Source organism: Saccharibacillus alkalitolerans, from assembly GCF_011090185.1.
GTDB lineage: Bacteria > Bacillota > Bacilli > Paenibacillales > Paenibacillaceae > Saccharibacillus > Saccharibacillus alkalitolerans.
Genome location: NZ_JAAFGS010000002.1, coordinates 36,004 through 51,760, shown reverse-complemented (window position 1 = coordinate 51,760; position 15,757 = coordinate 36,004). Strand labels below are relative to the sequence as shown.

Annotated in this window: 14 protein-coding genes; 9 read left to right on the top strand and 5 right to left on the bottom strand. The window is 59.1% G+C overall.

Going from position 1 to position 15,757, the window contains the following annotated elements:
• Positions 1-34 precede the first annotated feature (34 nt).
• From GYN08_RS05915 to GYN08_RS05900, 4 genes are all read left to right on the top strand, one after another.
• The gene (locus tag GYN08_RS05915; protein WP_166273183.1) at positions 35-199 is read left to right on the top strand and encodes a hypothetical protein; all 165 of its coding nucleotides are present in this window, start codon (positions 35-37) and stop codon (positions 197-199) included.
• A gap of 194 nt (positions 200-393) precedes the next feature.
• Positions 394-1,800: a deoxyguanosinetriphosphate triphosphohydrolase family protein gene (locus GYN08_RS05910; RefSeq protein ID WP_166273182.1), complete on the top strand. Its 1,407-nt coding sequence runs from the start codon at positions 394-396 to the stop codon at positions 1,798-1,800.
• Between the two features lie 210 nt (positions 1,801-2,010).
• The gene (locus tag GYN08_RS05905) at positions 2,011-2,970 is read left to right on the top strand and encodes an MsnO8 family LLM class oxidoreductase (RefSeq protein ID WP_166273181.1); all 960 of its coding nucleotides are present in this window, start codon (positions 2,011-2,013) and stop codon (positions 2,968-2,970) included.
• Positions 2,971-3,331: 361 nt separating this feature from the next.
• Positions 3,332-5,101 (top strand): ABC transporter ATP-binding protein, encoded by a 1,770-nt coding sequence (locus GYN08_RS05900; protein ID WP_166273180.1) that lies wholly within the window; start codon positions 3,332-3,334, stop codon positions 5,099-5,101.
• A gap of 149 nt (positions 5,102-5,250) precedes the next feature.
• On the opposite strand, the gene GYN08_RS05895 is transcribed toward GYN08_RS05900, so the two are convergent.
• Together GYN08_RS05895 and GYN08_RS05890 are read right to left on the bottom strand one after the other, a co-directional pair.
• A complete protein-coding gene (locus GYN08_RS05895) occupies positions 5,251-6,804 on the bottom strand; it encodes an aminotransferase-like domain-containing protein (protein ID WP_166273179.1) in 1,554 nt (517 codons plus the stop codon).
• A 404-nt stretch (positions 6,805-7,208) separates the two neighbouring features.
• Positions 7,209-8,159, bottom strand: a complete 951-nt coding sequence (locus GYN08_RS05890; protein WP_166273178.1) for a D-2-hydroxyacid dehydrogenase — start codon at positions 8,157-8,159, stop codon at positions 7,209-7,211.
• Positions 8,160-8,347: 188 nt separating this feature from the next.
• On the opposite strand from GYN08_RS05890, the gene GYN08_RS05885 reads away from it, so the two are divergent.
• Both GYN08_RS05885 and thpR read left to right on the top strand, forming a co-directional pair.
• On the top strand, positions 8,348-9,220 hold the full coding sequence (locus GYN08_RS05885; RefSeq protein WP_166273177.1) for a YihY/virulence factor BrkB family protein: 873 nt from the start codon (positions 8,348-8,350) through the stop codon (positions 9,218-9,220).
• A 104-nt stretch (positions 9,221-9,324) separates the two neighbouring features.
• On the top strand, positions 9,325-9,963 hold the full coding sequence (thpR, locus tag GYN08_RS05880; RefSeq protein ID WP_166273176.1) for an RNA 2',3'-cyclic phosphodiesterase: 639 nt from the start codon (positions 9,325-9,327) through the stop codon (positions 9,961-9,963).
• A gap of 167 nt (positions 9,964-10,130) precedes the next feature.
• Here thpR and GYN08_RS05875 read toward each other — a convergent pair whose 3' ends face one another.
• The 3 genes from GYN08_RS05875 to GYN08_RS05865 form a co-directional block, all read right to left on the bottom strand.
• Positions 10,131-10,592 (bottom strand): AraC family transcriptional regulator, encoded by a 462-nt coding sequence (locus tag GYN08_RS05875; protein WP_166273175.1) that lies wholly within the window; start codon positions 10,590-10,592, stop codon positions 10,131-10,133.
• Between the two features lie 217 nt (positions 10,593-10,809).
• Complete coding sequence (locus GYN08_RS05870; RefSeq protein WP_166273174.1) at positions 10,810-11,940, bottom strand: anti-sigma factor; 1,131 nt, start codon at positions 11,938-11,940, stop codon at positions 10,810-10,812.
• Entirely contained in the window at positions 11,937-12,515 is a 579-nt protein-coding gene (locus GYN08_RS05865; protein ID WP_166273173.1) for an RNA polymerase sigma factor, read from the bottom strand. The genes GYN08_RS05870 and GYN08_RS05865 overlap by 4 nt, the downstream gene beginning before the upstream one ends.
• Before the next feature lie 576 nt (positions 12,516-13,091).
• On the opposite strand from GYN08_RS05865, the gene GYN08_RS05860 reads away from it, so the two are divergent.
• From GYN08_RS05860 to GYN08_RS05850, 3 genes are all read left to right on the top strand, one after another.
• The gene (locus tag GYN08_RS05860) at positions 13,092-14,057 is read left to right on the top strand and encodes a cell wall hydrolase (protein WP_235945934.1); all 966 of its coding nucleotides are present in this window, start codon (positions 13,092-13,094) and stop codon (positions 14,055-14,057) included.
• Positions 14,058-14,241: 184 nt separating this feature from the next.
• Positions 14,242-14,925 (top strand): metal-dependent hydrolase, encoded by a 684-nt coding sequence (locus GYN08_RS05855; protein ID WP_166273172.1) that lies wholly within the window; start codon positions 14,242-14,244, stop codon positions 14,923-14,925.
• Between the two features lie 246 nt (positions 14,926-15,171).
• Entirely contained in the window at positions 15,172-15,753 is a 582-nt protein-coding gene (locus tag GYN08_RS05850; protein WP_166273171.1) for a TetR/AcrR family transcriptional regulator, read from the top strand.
• Positions 15,754-15,757: the final 4 nt, after the last annotated feature.

Sequence of the window (15,757 nt, the reverse complement as noted above, 5' to 3'; positions counted from 1 at the left end):
CCGCGCGCCGGAGCCGCCCTATCCGTTAAGCTGAATGCTTTACGTCGGATTCGGACAGCTGATCTGGATTTCGGTTCAGACTTACATGATGAACTCGGTTTCCGCGGTGCATCTGGTCTATACGGGGCTCGCTCTGGCGATTTTGATCGCGACGCTTCTTCCTTCCGTGCGTAAAGTCTTTCTCGAGCAAGCGTCCTGACATCCGGCCGAGCGGTCTTTCGTTCTTCTCTTTTCGTCTTTTTTGCGCCGGCCGTACACGCGTTCCGGGTTTCAAACCCGCACACTCTGGTATAATGGAAAGCGGACGACCCGACTCTCTTTTACGCGCATGGGAAAACGGGTATAATCGACTCTAATCGATTGATCAGACAGAGAGGGCGAGGCTGGACCGATATGAGTTTGACGGACAAAAGAGAACACCGGCAGCATGCCGAAGACAAGCACGAAGCTTCGCGGTCCTCGTTCGAACGGGACTATTCGAGGCTGATCCATTCCCCGACGTTCCGCCGGCTGCAGGGCAAGTCGCAGGTATTCGGCGCGGGGACGGGCGACTATTATCGCACGCGGCTGACGCATTCGCTCGAAGTGGCGCAGATCGCGCGGCAGGCGGCGAAAAACCTCGTGTTTCAATATCCGGAGATTACGCTGGAACGCGCGGACAATCCGGGACTTGTGCTCGATCCGGAAGTGGTGGAATGCGCGTCGATCGCGCACGATTTCGGCCATCCGCCGTTCGGGCACAAGGGCGAAGAAGTGCTGGCCGACATTTTGGAGAAGCTGATCGAGGAACGCACGCGCAAGGCGCTCCGGGGCAAGAAGGAAAATGCCGAGCAGAAGCGCGAGAAACGCAGCGAAATGCGCTACCGCTACGAACATTTCGAGGGGAACGCGCACAATTTTCGGTTAATGATGTTTTTGGAGAAACGGGAAAATCTCGACGGGCTGAATCTGTCGGACGCGGTGCTGCTCGGCATCAACAAATATCCGTTCTCCGGGCTTGAAAATAAAAAAGGGATGTACCGCAGCGAATGGAATTACATCTCGGAGATCCGCAAGGAATGGCGCATTCCCGAACGCCGGACGACGCTCGAAGCGCAGCTGATGGACTTGTGCGACGACATCGCCTATTCCGCGCACGATCTGGAGGACGGCATCAAGGCGGGCAAGATCGAAGTGCACGAGCATTTCATGCACGACGAGAGCACCCACCGGCTGATCATCGAAAAAATTCAAACGCTCGAAGATCGGGTATGGCAGGGAATGGGGCGCGAAGCGATCAGTCTGAAGGTCAGCTCGGTGCTGGACGACTACCTGCGGGTCTGGAACGCGAAATGGCCGGTATGCGACCGTGACTTTTCCCGTACCCGCCGCGAAGTGAAAGCCTATTGGGTCAACCATTTCGTCAGCAGTCTCGGCGTAATCGACGACGGCAGCTGGAAAAAAGTGACGTTCGTCAAAGACGGCGCGGAAAACGACGATATGCTGCGGACGGTAAGCGTGCTGAAAAGCTTCGCCTGGGTTACCATGATTCGCGACCTGCGCGTGCAGCGCCTGCAAAAACGCAGCGAGTGGATTATCCGGCGGCTGTGGGACGCGTTCGTCGATCCGAAAACGGCGATCTCGATCATTCCCGGCGACTGGATTCACCGCTTCGAACGCGACCAGCGGCAGGAGACGCCCGTGTGGACGTGGGAGCGGATGGTCATCGACTACATCGCCGGCATGACGGACATGTTCGCGGAAAAAATCTACAACGAGCTGTACGGACTTAAAGTCGGTTCCATCTACGACATCGACTGACCTTTCTTTGCTTCCCGCAACAAATCGGAAGAAACGGCGTCAAAGGAAGCAGAAGGCGGAATCCGCATACGAAGGGACATCCAGCCTTCGGCGGAAAGCGCCGGGAAGCGTGAAGAACGGCGCCGGCGAAAGCCGCGGCATTTGGCCGGACAGCAAGAGAGAGCGGCGGACCGGAGCAATCCGGACGCGAGGGAAGGGGCATGAGGCATCATGACGAAATTGGCATTGGGAATCCTGGATATGTCGCCGCGGCTCGGGGGAGCCGCGGACGAAGAAGCGCTGAGCCAATCGGCAAAACTTGCCGCCAGCGCCGAGAGCTGGGGCTACGGGCGCTACTGGCTGTCCGAGCATCACGGCATGGAGTCTCTGGCATGCACGGCGCCGGAAGTTATGTTGGCGCATATCGGGGCGCGCACCAGCCGCATTCGTATCGGTGCCGGTGCCGTACTGCTGCCGCACTACAGCCCGCTCAAGGTCGCCGAATGCTTCAACCTGCTGTCTGCCCTGTACCCGGGCCGGATCGATCTGGGGATCGGGCGGGCGCCCGGCGGCGACGCGCATACGACGATGGCGCTGAGCGGCAATTTCCTCGCGCATGTGGGCGAGATGCCGGAGAAGGTGCATCAGCTGTGCGAACTGATGAACGGCAGCTACCGCTACGACGGCGAGTCCGTAAGGGCGCGGCCGGAACCTGCGCAGCCGCCCGAATTGTGGATGCTCGGGACAAACACGAAGAGCGCAGGCATGGCGGCTTCCTGCGGCGCTTATTACGCGTTCGGGCAGTTCATGAGTTCGGGCGACGGGCCGGAAATCGTGGAGAGCTACCGCGAAGCGTTCACGCCTTCGCCGACGCGAGAGAAGCCTTACGTGATGGTCGCGGTGCACGCGATCTGCGCGGAGACGGACGGCGCCGCTTTGACGCTGGCGGAGCAGTTCCGGGCGCAGTTCCCGGAATCGCCGGTCGGACGTCCCGATCTGAAAGGCAAGGACGACCGCATGTCGCTCGTCGTGGGCGATATAAGGCGCGTGCGCGAACGGCTGCTGGAAATTCGGGACGCTTACGACGCGGACGAAATCATGGTCGTCTGTCCGGTCATGAATTACGGGGACCGGCTGGAGTCTTTCCGTCTGACGGCGGAAGCGGCAGGTCTGATCGAATCGGAACAATGAATCCGGATGCCGGCGGCGCAGCCCGCGGGAAGCGAAGGAAAATCTTCGCTTCCCGCGGGCTTTTTGGCATTGCCGCGCGTACACGGCTTCGCGAACGGAAGATGCGGTTTCGCGGCCGAAGAAGTCTGCCGCGCCTTGCTTAATCCGTTTCCCGGCATTCCTTCGCTCCGTCGCTCCGTCGCAGGCCGCCTGTCGACTCGGTCCGAAGACGGACAGGAATTCCGGTCCGGCGGCCAATTCGAAAGATCCTCGATTCCCTTATACTGGATACGAGAAAGAAAACCAAGGGAAGCGGGGAGAAAAAATGAATGGCTCAATCGAGGGTAATCCGGGAAACCCGGCAAAAGGAACATTCAGACGGATGGCCGCCTACATAAGAAATTACAAAGCGCTGTATACGGGCTTGAGCGTCGTCTCGCTGGCGAAAATCGCTTTGAGCCTGAGCATCGCTTGGTTTCTGGCACTGGTCACGAACGCCGCGGTATACGGTTCGGAACAATCGTGGGGAACGCTGCTGTCGATCGGCGGAGCGATTCTGGTCGGCGAGATCATCGTAGATTACATCGATCAGGTGATGCGGACGAAAGCTTCGGCCTCGATTCGCAAAGATCTGCGCGAAGATACGCTGCACCATATTCTGCGACTGCCGACCCGATACACGGATAAACATCACTCCGGCGAATTCCTGTCTCGCATGACCACAGACAACCAGGCGGTGGGCGAAGCGATGGGCACCACGCTGTTCGGATTGATCAGCAACCCGCTGCTGGCAATCGGAGCGTTCGTCTACCTGCTGACGATCAGCTGGCCGATGGCGCTGCTGTGCTTCGCGATGGGACCGGTCATGATCCTGATCGGCGCGATGACCGGCAAAGCGATTCGGCGCAGCGCGGCCGGTCAGCAGGAGGCGATCGGCGAAGCGACCGTTTATCTGCAGGATGTGTTCGGCGCGCCGTCCGTAGTCAAGGCGTACGGCATGCAGCGGCGAACCTTCGGCGCTTTCCTGAAACGCAGCCGGGAGATCCTCGACTGGGAAATGCGCAGCGCCCGCATCCAGGGCGGCAGCGCGGCGGGCAGTTCGTTCGCCGGCAATCTGATGTTCGTCGGCGCGATCGTGGTGGGAGCTTATCTCGTGAAGACCGGCAGCATTGCCGTCGGCTCCATGCTGGCCTTCATCCAGCTGATGAATTATCTGGTCATGCCGTTTACCGTCCTCCCGGGCATGTGGGCGAGCATGCAGCAGGGAATGGGCGCGGCCGACCGGATCTTCAAAGTAATCGACGCGCCGGCCGAGACGGAGGAACTGCGCGAAAACGGCGGAGCGTCCGTCTCGCTGGACGAACTGAAGATCGAGAATATGAGCTTCTCGTACGGGACGGACGGAGAAAACGCAAATGGAAGCGGGGAAGAAACGGAAGGCAAAGGTCTGCGCAATCTGAATCTGACCGCGCAGGCCGGCGAGACGGTCGCGCTGGTCGGCGAGAGCGGAGGAGGCAAGACGACGCTGTTCAAGCTGCTGCTCGGGCTCTATCCGCCTCAGTCGGGCCGGCTGCTGCTGAACGGCAAGGATGCGGAGAAGATGGACCCGCAGCATCGGCGCAGTTATTTCGCATGGGTGCCGCAGGAGGCGCATTTGTTCTCGGGAACGATTCGCGACAATATCGCGGACGGGCGTCCGGATGCGGGGAATGAGGAGATCGAATGGGCGGCCAGGATGGCGGAAGCTTACGACTTTATTCGGGAGTTCCCGGCCGGTTTCGAGACGAAAATCGGCGAACGCGGCGCTCGCCTGTCCGGCGGTCAGCGGCAGCGGATCGCGATCGCCCGGGCGCTGCTGCGGGATGCTCCCGTGCTGCTGCTCGACGAAGCGACCTCGGCGCTCGACAACGAATCGGAACGCAGGGTACAGAAGGCGCTCGATCAGCTGAAAAAAGGGCGGACCACCTTCGTGATCGCCCACCGTCTCTCGACGATACAGGGCGCGGACCGGATTATCGTGATGGAGCAGGGCAGAGCGGCCGAGATCGGGACGCACGACGAACTGATGGCGTCGAAAGGCCGTTATTACGCGCTCTACCAGGCGCAGGTTAGGGAAGAGGGAGCGGAAGCGTCGGCGGTTACGGCTTCCTGAGGACAGGCAAAGGACAGAGATCGTTCCGTCTGCAGCCAAGCAAGCGGACGGATTGCTTCGGGCACCGGATTCGGCAGGGCGGCAAAAAGAAAGCGTCCGGGATAAATACCCGGACGCTTTTTAATGACGGGCCGTGCCGTTTTCTTCCGCTACCTGTCCGACTGCCGCTGCGCATATTCGCGCAGCAGCGCCACGCCTTCCGCGATGCGGCGTTCGTTGAGCAGCGAGTAGCTGAGCCGGATATGCCGGTCGAGACGACCCGACGGATCGAAAAACGAACCCGGTACGAACGATGCCGTCTCGCCGCCTTGTCCTCCGTTCAGCGCATCGGCCAGCAGCCGCGCCGGATCGACGCCTTCCGGCAGCTCGACCCACAGGCTGAGGCCGCCCGAAGGGGAGTGCCAGTTCCATCCGGAGCCTTCCAGCGCGGTCTCCATCGCTTCCTTCCGCAGCTGCAGCGCGATGCGCAGCTTGTGCAGATGGCGGCGGGAGCGTTCCGACTGGAAATGATGCACGAACACTTTTTGGTTCAGCAGCGGCGTTCCGCCCGAGCTGCGCGCTTTGGCGGTCAGCAAGCGGCGCATGATATCCGCCCGGGCCGCCATGCAGCCGATGCGAAGACCCGGGAAAATATACTTGCTGAAGCTGCGCACATAGATCGTATTGCCGGCCGTGTCATAGCCGTAGATCGGCGGCGGAGGGGGCGTGCCGAAATAAATATCTCGGAACGCGTCGTCCTCGACCAGGATGCAGCCGTATTTTTCGGCCAGATCGGCAAGCTGTTTGCGCTGCTCGGCAGGCACGCAGCGGCCGGTCGGGTTATGGAAAGTGGGATTCAAGTAGAACAGAACCGGCCGGTAACGGCGCATCAGCGCTTCCAGCTCCTCGAGGTCGTAGCCTTCCGGGTGGATGCCGACCGGCACGAGCCGGGCGCTGCGGTGCTTAAAGATCTCGATGGCGACGCTGTAGCTGGGCTGCTCGATCAGCACCGCGTCGCCTGGACGGACGAGCGCTTCGCAGACCAGATGGATCGCTTCCTGGGCGCCGTTCGTGACCAGAAGCTCCTGCCCTTCCGGCACGAAGCTGCAGGTCTCGGCCAGATAGCGGCGCAGCGCGGCCAGCAGATCTTCGTCTCCCTGCAGCGGAGCGTAAGTGCCGAGCACGCGCGGATACAGATCGAACACCCGCTTGGCTTCCTCGGCCAGATACGAATTGGGCAGCAGCAGCGGGTCGATCAGCGCCTGCGAGAATTGATAGCGACAGTCGACGCTGTGCAGTTCGCCGAGCAGGGCCGGCAGAGGAGGTCCTGCTTCCGCCGGCTCCTGCCCGCCGCCGGAAGCAGGACGGAATTTGAAGACGCTGCCGAAGCCGGATTCCACCGGCCGGCGGGATACGGTCAGGAAATAGCCGGATTTTTCCCGCGATTCGATCAACCCTTCGTCCTTGAGCAGATTATAAGCTTTGTAGACGGTGAGCCGGTGCAGTCCGGTCTCTTCCGACAGCCGGCGCACCGAAGGCAGCTTCTCGCCTTCGATCCAATCTCCGCGGGCGATGCGGATGCGCAGCTCGGCCGCCAGCGCGTTCGAGGTGGCGAGCGGCGCCTGGAAGGGCGGCTGGGCGTCGCCGGTATGTCCGGCGCGCACCGCGCTGCCGGGCTTGGCCGCCCGGTCACGTCTGTTGTACATGGAATGCTGTTGTTCCATAAGCGATTCTCCCTGCTTCCGGTTCTGCCGGATCATAGATAATGTCCCTGTCTTCCGATTGCTATTGTCCGTTTATTCGTTATATCGTCATCATAACCGATTTCGGCGAGAGAGGAGATCGGATCTGTTCTGTTTGCCTCCTTCTGTTCTGCGGACCTTCTCTTACAATAAGGCAAACGAAGGAGAATGAACAGATGAACCTGCTCGGTTATTTGACGATGTGCCTGATTTTCGGGACGACTTTCTTGGCGACCAAGCCCGGCGGCGGATCGTAAATCGCGGCGTCCAAATCACAGCGAAAAGGGGCTTGAATCCGGCAAAAAAGCACGGCGGCCGCATCGTGATCCGGCTGTCCGTGCTTTTTTCTACTATAATATAGGAACTGGAATATAGGGGGTTTCGTTCTAATACTTGCGCGAATAGTCCACGAGGTTGCGCGGCAGCGTTTCGCCCCGGACGAAGGCTTTCAGATTGTCGATGAAAATGTCCGCGGCGCGCTCTTCGTAATGATCCGTATTGCCGGCTACGTGCGGAGTGAGAATGAGATCTTCGCGCTTCCACAGCGGATGATCTTCCGGCAGCGGTTCCTGCTCGAAGACGTCGAGCGCGGCGCCCGACAGGATGCCGGAATCGAGCGCCTCGATCAGCGCTTCCGTATCGACGCTCGGCCCGCGGCCGACGTTGATGAACAGGGCGCCTTTTTTCATCCGGGAGAAGCTTTCTTTATCGAAAAAGTGATGCGTCTCGTCGGTCAGCGGCAGAATATTGACGATCACGTCGCCCTGGGCGAAAGCCTGCTCCAGGCCGTCCGTCTTGTACATCTCGTCGATGTATTCTTCGGGCCGCCCGGAATGGCGCACGCCGATCGTCTTCATGCCGAACGCTTTGGCGAGCTTGGCCGTCGCGCGCCCGATATGACCGGTGCCCACGATGACCATCGTTTGCCCGGACGCTTCGCCGTAGGTGCCGCCTTTGTCCCATTTGCCGCGTACCTGGCTGCGAATGTTGCCGTGCAGATTGCGGGTCATGGCCAGCAGGACGGCGAAAATATGCTCGGAGATCGGAATGGCGTGCACGCCGCCGGCGTTGGTCAGCAGCACTTTTTTCTCCTCGAAGCGGTCCATCGGGAAATAATCGACGCCCGCGGACCAGGCCTGAACCCATTTCAACCGATCGCTTTCCAGCGCGGCTTCTTCCGTTTTGCGGTTCCACCCGACCAAAATATCCGCTTCGCGGATCTGCTCGGGGGTCACTTCTTTGGTCGTCGCGCTTATCAGTTCGTAGTCCGGCGCGATGTCGCGGATTTGCTCAGCTTGTTCTTCGGAAAATTCGTACAGCGTCAAGATCGTCGGCATTTCGTACTCCTCCTTCGGCTTCGAAAAGATCTACCCGTTTATCTTAGCAAAGTTTTCCTTATAAATCTTCCTGCCGCCCCGTTCGCGCAAGTTGTAGGCGGAAAACGGGTATAATACGAGTAGGCAAGGGGGCGAAGGACGAAAGATTTCCCCCCGTACACCGGCCGAATAATTTTGAAGGAGACGCCATGATCGGAAAATATGCGATGTACGCCCTTGATTTCGGCTACCGGCTGTTCAAGCAAATCCGAGACGACGAGGTGGGCGGTATCGGCGCCCAGCTCGCTTATTATCTGCTGCTGTCCTTTTTCCCGTTTCTGATCTTTCTCGTCACGCTGGTCGGCTACGCGGATCTGTCGATCGAGGAAATGATGAAGCTGGCGCGCCAGGTCGTTCCGGAAGCGGCGATGAACAGCGTGGAAGGCATTTTGAGCGAAGTGACGCAGGGCAGCCAGGCGCTGCTGTCGATCGGGATGATCGCGACTCTGTGGACCGCTTCGCGCGGCATCAATGCCGTCATTAAAGGACTCAATAAAGCGTACGATGTCGAAGAAGACCGCAAATTCTGGCAGATTCGCCTCGTATCGCTGCTGTCCACGCTGGTTCTCGGAGTCGTGCTGCTCGTCAGCCTGCTCCTGCTCGTATTCGGGAGCTGGATCGGCGATCAGGTGAACCGGCTGCTGAATTATCCTTCCGGATTCGAGCGAATCTGGAGCACTCTGCAGTACAGCATTCCGCTCGTGGTTCTGATCGCCGTATTCACCGCCCTGTACTGGATCGCGCCGAACCGGAAAATTCGGCTGCGCGAAGCGATCCCGGGCGCGATATTCGCGACCGTCGGCTGGCTGCTCACGTCGCTCGCTTTCTCGTTCTATGTCAGCAACTTCGGCAATTTCACCAAAACGTACGGCAGCCTCGGCGGCGTGATCATTCTGCTGACCTGGCTGTATCTCAGCTCGATCATCATTATCGTCGGAGGCGAAGTGAACGCGGCGCTCAAGGCAGGCAGAAGCGAACCGCTGGAGCGGCGCGGCGAGAAAAAAGGATTGGATCCGCAGTGAACGCGGGTATCCGGGAACGCGGACATTCCGGCGGAAAGTACCTTTTCTCGGGACAGGCCGTCCGAGCTTCCCGTTAAGCCTGCGTCAAAGAAAGGGGAATGCGCATGAATACCGATCCGGCTTCGAAGACTGCCGGTCCGCAAGCCGAAACGGACCGGCGGAGCCCCGGTCCGAACGAAGAGAGCCGGCCGCGGATTTTCGCCGCGGTACCGGTCGGAGAACAAGCGGCGGCCGTGCTCGCCGAGTGGATCGAATCGGCTTACGGAGCGGAGAGCTTCCGCCGCCGGACGGATCCGCGCGACGTTCATTTCACGCTCAAGTTCCTGGGCGACGTGGAGAAGGATCGCATCCCGGCGATCGAGGCCGCGCTGCGCGAAGCTTTTAGGCGCGAGACGCCGTTCGCGCTGACTTTGAACGGCGCAGGCACCTTCGGGCTGCCCGAAGCGCCGCGGGTGCTGTTCGCCGAGCCGGACGAGGGCTCGGCGGCGCTGAGCCGCCTGGCCGCGGCGGCGGAAGCGGCGCTGGCGCCGCTCGGCTTTGCGCCGGAGAAGCGTAGCTTCCGCGCGCATGCGACGCTGGCCCGCAAGTATGCGGCGGGACGGCGTCCTTTCGAGCCGTCGCTGCTGGAGACGGCTCCGGCCGTATCCGCCGGGATCGCGGACCGGGCGGTGCTGTACCGGACGCATATGCATCGGCGTCCGATGTACGAACGGATTGCCGAGTTTCCGCTCGGCGAGGGCTGAGCGGGGGAGCGGCATGCCGACGCCCTGACGGGCGGGAGGGCGTTCGCTCCGCGAAAGAGCCGAAGCTTTCGTTTTAAGGCCGATGACAAAGCGTACGTAGCGCAGGGAACCGCTTCCGCTTCTGCCAGCGGGCCAACCCGCCTTTTTGCCCTTTTGATCCGGGCCGGTCAGACCCCGTCGGCTTCGATCGGAACGCAGAGCTCGCAAAATCCTTGCAGCAGCTGCGTTCCGGCATACCGCTCGACAGCCGGCTGATCGGATAGACGACAGCCGGCTTTTTGCAGTGCGGGAAAAGCGGCTGCCCAAGCGGCTTGCATGCCCTCGGCCGTGTGTGGGACTCGGAACACGGCGTAGGTTCCGCCTTCAAAGCGGCGTTCGAAGACGCCCTCCTCGGCTCCGATCGGCTCCCCGGTGACGATACAGGCATCGTAGCGGCATTGTTCGGCAGACACGGCTTGAGGATGGTCAAGAGGCATTCCGTACAGGACCGCGGCTTCGGTCAGCAGCCCGCGTTCTCGCGCCCACGCTTTCAACTGCTCCATAGCCTTCGCGTTTTCCGGCCCGTAGACGCCCCTGCGCCGTACATAGACGATTCGGACCGGTTGAAGCGTTTCAATCTTAAATTCCATTTCTTCTATTCCTCTCCGCGGCCTGTTTGCGCCGCAACTAGAAACTAACAGGATATAAAATGATAATCAATAATTATTTTTATAAATAATGGAATTTATTTATTAATTAAAAAAGAATAAACGAAGAAAGACCTTGAACTTTTCGGAAGAAAAGTTCAAGGTCTTTGCGGTTGCGGCCGAACCGGATCGGCCGTATTTTATCGGTTGACGCTTCGGTTCAGCCGTTCAGCGCGCCCATCAAGACCATGCGGCCCCGCGGCTGCTCGCCTTCGGCGTCCGGCTCCAGCGTAATGGCCACCATATCGTAATCGTCCGGCTGCATCGTGTAGGACAAAGCCCCGATGCCGTTGCCCGATTGGAAAGTGCCCGCGTTGATCGGCCGGTCGTCCTTGATCAGCCACACCTGATAAGCTTCGCTGCCGCTCAAATCCGGCAGGTCGTTCGCTTGGACAACCAGGTGCATGCCGGTATCGTCTTTCACCATCGCGGCCATGCCGCTGGCGTTCGGATCGTCTTCGCTGCCGACGAGAGGCACGGTCCGGGCGACCTGGGCGCCGACGGCAGGCTGGGCCGCCGCGGCCAGCTGCCGCTCCATGTCCGACGTGCGCTGCTGCATCGCGGTCATGTCCGATCGCATGTCGTTCAACTCGCCGCGCAGCTGGCCCGAGTAGATGCCCAGCATGATCGCCGCTGCGGCCATAACCGCGGCCGTACCGGCCCATAAGCCCCGCGTCCCGCGCGCCCGCGCGGCACGGCGCGTCGTTTCGGCCTGCGCGGCCGACGGTCGGCCGATAGGGGCCGTCCCGCTTTTCGGCAGCGCCGATTCGCCGGATGCGGGGATGCGGTCCCGCTCCGCCGTATGGGACTCGGCCGCCGCCGCGGCAGCGCCGATTGATTCCGCGGATTTGTCTTCGCTTCCGCCGTGCGTTACGCTGGCGGCCGGCTCTTCCGGCGTTCCGATCCTGCCGATGCCTCCGCGCTCTTCCGCGATCCGCCGGGCTTCTTCGGCTTCGATCGTCTGCCGAGCCTGCTCGAGCAGCTCTTCCGGGTTCTGCAAGGACTGTTCGGTTCTTGCGTCCGCCGTGTCTGCCGCGTCCTTCTGACGAGGCGATACGCTCGCGTCTGCCAACACGTTCGCCAGAATTCTCTTCTTCATTCCGGCCGGGGGAGCGGCCGGACCGACGGCCAGAGCCAGCATGCCTGCCGTGTCCTGCAGCTCGGCGACGAGCTGCCGTTCGTCGGCGCTTTCCCACAGATAAGCTTCGTATTCGGCTTTTTCCGCCTCTTCCAATCCGCCGAGCACATAAGCTTCCGCCCAGCCCGCCATAGATTTATTAGGTTCGTTCATGCCTGCGATTCCCCCCTTTCCATTCCCGCAAGCCGCTTGTGCAGCTGCCGCAGTGCGAGCCTTACCCGGCTCTTGACCGTCCCGAGCGGGATGGCGCAGCGGTCGGATACTTCCTGCTGCGTCAGTCCCTTGTAGTAGATCAGGTCGATGACCTGTTGTTGTTCTTCGCCGAGTTCATGCAGCGCGGCCCGGACCGTTTCCCCCTCCAGCGTCCGCTCCACGGTGAGCTCCGTATCGGCCGTCTCGTCCAGCACGGCGTTCAGATGTTCGTCTTCGACCGGAACGGCGGCAGCCCGGGCGCTTCTCCGCCGGAGCATATCGATCGAAATATTGCGCGTCAGCGCGAACATCCAGGTCGACAGCTTGCCGTGGGAAGCGTCGTAACGCTCCGCGTTGTTCCAAATGCGCAGGAACAGCTCCTGTACGGCTTCTTCGGCCGCCATTGCATCGTTCAGCAGCCGGTAAGCGAAAGCGTAAACAGGCCGTTCGTAAATGTCGTATAAATGCTCGAGTGCTCCCGCATCCCGATCGGCAATTCGTCCGATCAGCTGCAGGTCTTCCGCTTGTTCATTCATCCAGGAGCTCCTCTCAATAATTCTCCCTTCTATTATAACGTTCGCAAAATCTTTTGCTATGGATTACCGGAAAAGAAGAAGATTTTGGCCGCCGGGCAAAAAAAACGAAAAAATTACGTTACAAATAAATCCAAAGTATACAAGCGAGGCTGAAAAATCGGCCGAAAAATTCCGTAAGACGCGCGAGTATACGTGGATAAAAATTCCAGAAAAATACCGAAAGGAGACGGGCCGGCCGACTTGCTGCCCGAAATTTTTGCAAGGTGTGCACAATAAAGAACGATCATAGCGGAAAACCGCGCGGTTGAGGCAAAACTGCCGATTTTTCAGGATGAAAAAGTCGAAGATTCGCGCGTTTGAACACGCTTGAAAAAGGGGGAGCAAAGAGAACGTTTATGAAAAAAGGTGAAAAAAATCGCGTTTTGCGATATAATAGCGTTTGTGCATTTTTTAGATCGACCCTTCCTTGTATGAGTATTACCAAAAAAAGCGAACATGCTTTCGGCAAAATGCGGATTCAAATCGCATTGGAACGGTTACATAGGAAGGGAGTATGCCGAGAGCTAGGAGGATAATATGGAACAACTCAAAAATAATCGTTGGGTCGTGCTGCTTGTCGGTGTGATCTTGATTTTCATTTGTGCAGGAACCGTGTGGGCTTCGAACGGCGTTCGTCCGTCTTACGCGGAATCGGCAAGCGCCGGCATGGGGGCCTGCGAACTGACCGACGTCGTTTTCGATGAAGTGCTTCATCCCGAATTCATAGCAAGGACCGCCGCTTGGACGCAGCAGGAAGAGACGCAGCAAATCTCTTCGGCGGACAAGCAGCAGGAAGAGCGCCAGCCGGCCGTCAAAGCCAAAACCGTGATCAAAAAAAATCCCGAAACAAAAACAACAGCTTCTTCCAAAACCGCTCAAAGCGAGACTTCTTCGAACGTCTCCAAGCAGCACAAGAGCGACAAGCAAACGGCTGCGTCCACGACCGTTTCCGCTCAAAAAAATCAAAAGTCCGCATCCGCAGCACAAGCCGATCGAAAAAAAGAAGATTCGGCTCCGGCTCGACAGGCCATCGTCAAGGAAGCGGCAACATCCCATACTCCCCCAAAAAAATTGTTTTTCACACAGACCGCGCTGCTCAGCCAGGATCAGGCTTCTCAAGCGACCTGGTCTTACGCTCTGTCCAAAGAAGACCTTCTTTTGCTGGAACGCATCGTCATGGCGGAAGCGGAAGGCGAACCTTACGCGGGCAAAGTAGCGGTCGCCAACGTTGTGCTGAACCGGCTCCGGTCTGCCAATTATCCGGATACGATTCGCGACGTCATTTATCAAAGATATCAGTTTTCCCCTGTGCAGAACGGCCGTTTCGATCGCGTCGTGCCATCCGAAGACTCCGTTAAAGCCGCAGCCGAAGCGCTGAACGGCCGCAAGGAAGTGACGGACGACACGTATTATTTCGTGTCCATGGAACTGGCGACGGACATGACGATTCCGAATACGCGCACGCCTGTCAAAAAGATCGGGCATCATACGTTTTTTAAATAACCGGCATCTCTGGCGAAGCGAATACGAATTTGGTATACATACTTTTCACGCGTTATAATGATGAAGTGAAAATCGTATATACCTGATCCCCTGAGGATAACGGCATCCCTGCGTCCGATTTCGGATACAGCGGTGCGGGAAATTCCAAGCAGGTCAATTCGAACGCGAAGGGAGCATTTCGTCTATGAAAATTACCTATCTCGGTCACTCCGCGCTGTTGGTGGAAGGCGGGGGCAAGTCCGTCATCATCGATCCGTTCCTGACCGGCAATCCGAATTCCGGAGTGAAACCCGCCGACATCAAGGTGGACGCCGTGCTGCTGACGCACGCGCACAACGACCATTTCGGCGACACGATCGGAATCGCCAAAGCCAACGATTGTCCCGTGGTCGCTCCCGTGGAACTTGCGAATTACTGCATGGAACAGGGCGTGAAGACGGTCGGCATGAACATCGGAGGCTCGCATCAATTCGACGGTTTTAAGGTCAAGTATACGCTGGCGTTCCACAGCTCCTCGCTGACGGTGGACGACAAAGTCATCTACGGAGGCGAACCGGCGGGCATTCTGCTGACCATGGGCGGAAAGACGCTGTATCATGCCGGCGACACGGCGCTGTTCGGCGACATGAAGATCATCGGCGAACTGAACAAGATCGATATCGCGGCGCTGCCGATCGGCGACTTTTTCACGATGGGACCCGAAGACGCGCGGATCGCGGCCAAGTGGGTCGGAGCGCCGAAAGTGCTGCCGCTGCATTATAATACGTTCCCGGCGATCGAGCAGGACGCGGAATCGTTCTGCGAGCGTTTGAAGGAAGACGGCATTGAAGGCATCGCGTTGAACAACCGGGAAAGCGTCGAAGTCTAAAAGAAACGGGGCGGTTCGTTCGAGAAATCGCGCGGATTCGCGGAATGACGTCTCTCCATCCGAACGCTGCGGCTTGTCCGCGGGCAGCCGGTCCTTTCCGCAGCAGCGGGAAGGACCTTTTTTAAACCCGGCGAAGGAAGGCGGATAAATGTCTTGCCATCCCCGGGACGGTATGATAAATTGAAATTGACCGAATGACCGTTTTGTAATTTTAGTCAAAATACAGACAAAAAGAGGAGGGGGAGTATGGCTGTCGTCGACCGCCGCGAGCAGGTGCTGCATGCGGCTGCCCAGTCGTTCTCGCTGTTCGGGTACAAAGCGACCACGATGGACCAGGTTGCGAAGATTGCCAACGTGGGCAAAGGGACCATCTATACTTTTTTTGAAAACAAGGAAGAGCTGTTCGACGAAATTCTGCTGGGCGCCATCCGGGAGCTGCGGCGCAAAGCGGAGGCGGAAATTCATGCGGAGCGCCCGTTTTTCGAAAATGCCTACCAGGCGCTCGATGCCATTCTGGAGTTCCGCGAAGAGCATGAATTATTCCTGAAGCTGTCGCAGGAACTTCGGGACATCGGCACGCCCCAGGCGAAGGCCGCGCTATTCAAGGTGGAGAGCGTCGTACTGGAGTTTCTCGAACGCGTCATCCGCGAATCGATGGACAAGGGCGCGATCCGCGAAGGCAGCGCCGAGGTGATCGCATTCGGCATGCTGAAGCTGTTTATCGCGCTGACCGGCGAGTGGGAGATGCATCATCCGCCGATGTCGAAGGAAGAACTGAAGCGCCACATGTTCACTTTTTTGACGGAAGGTTTTACCGCCGCGCCCTGAAACG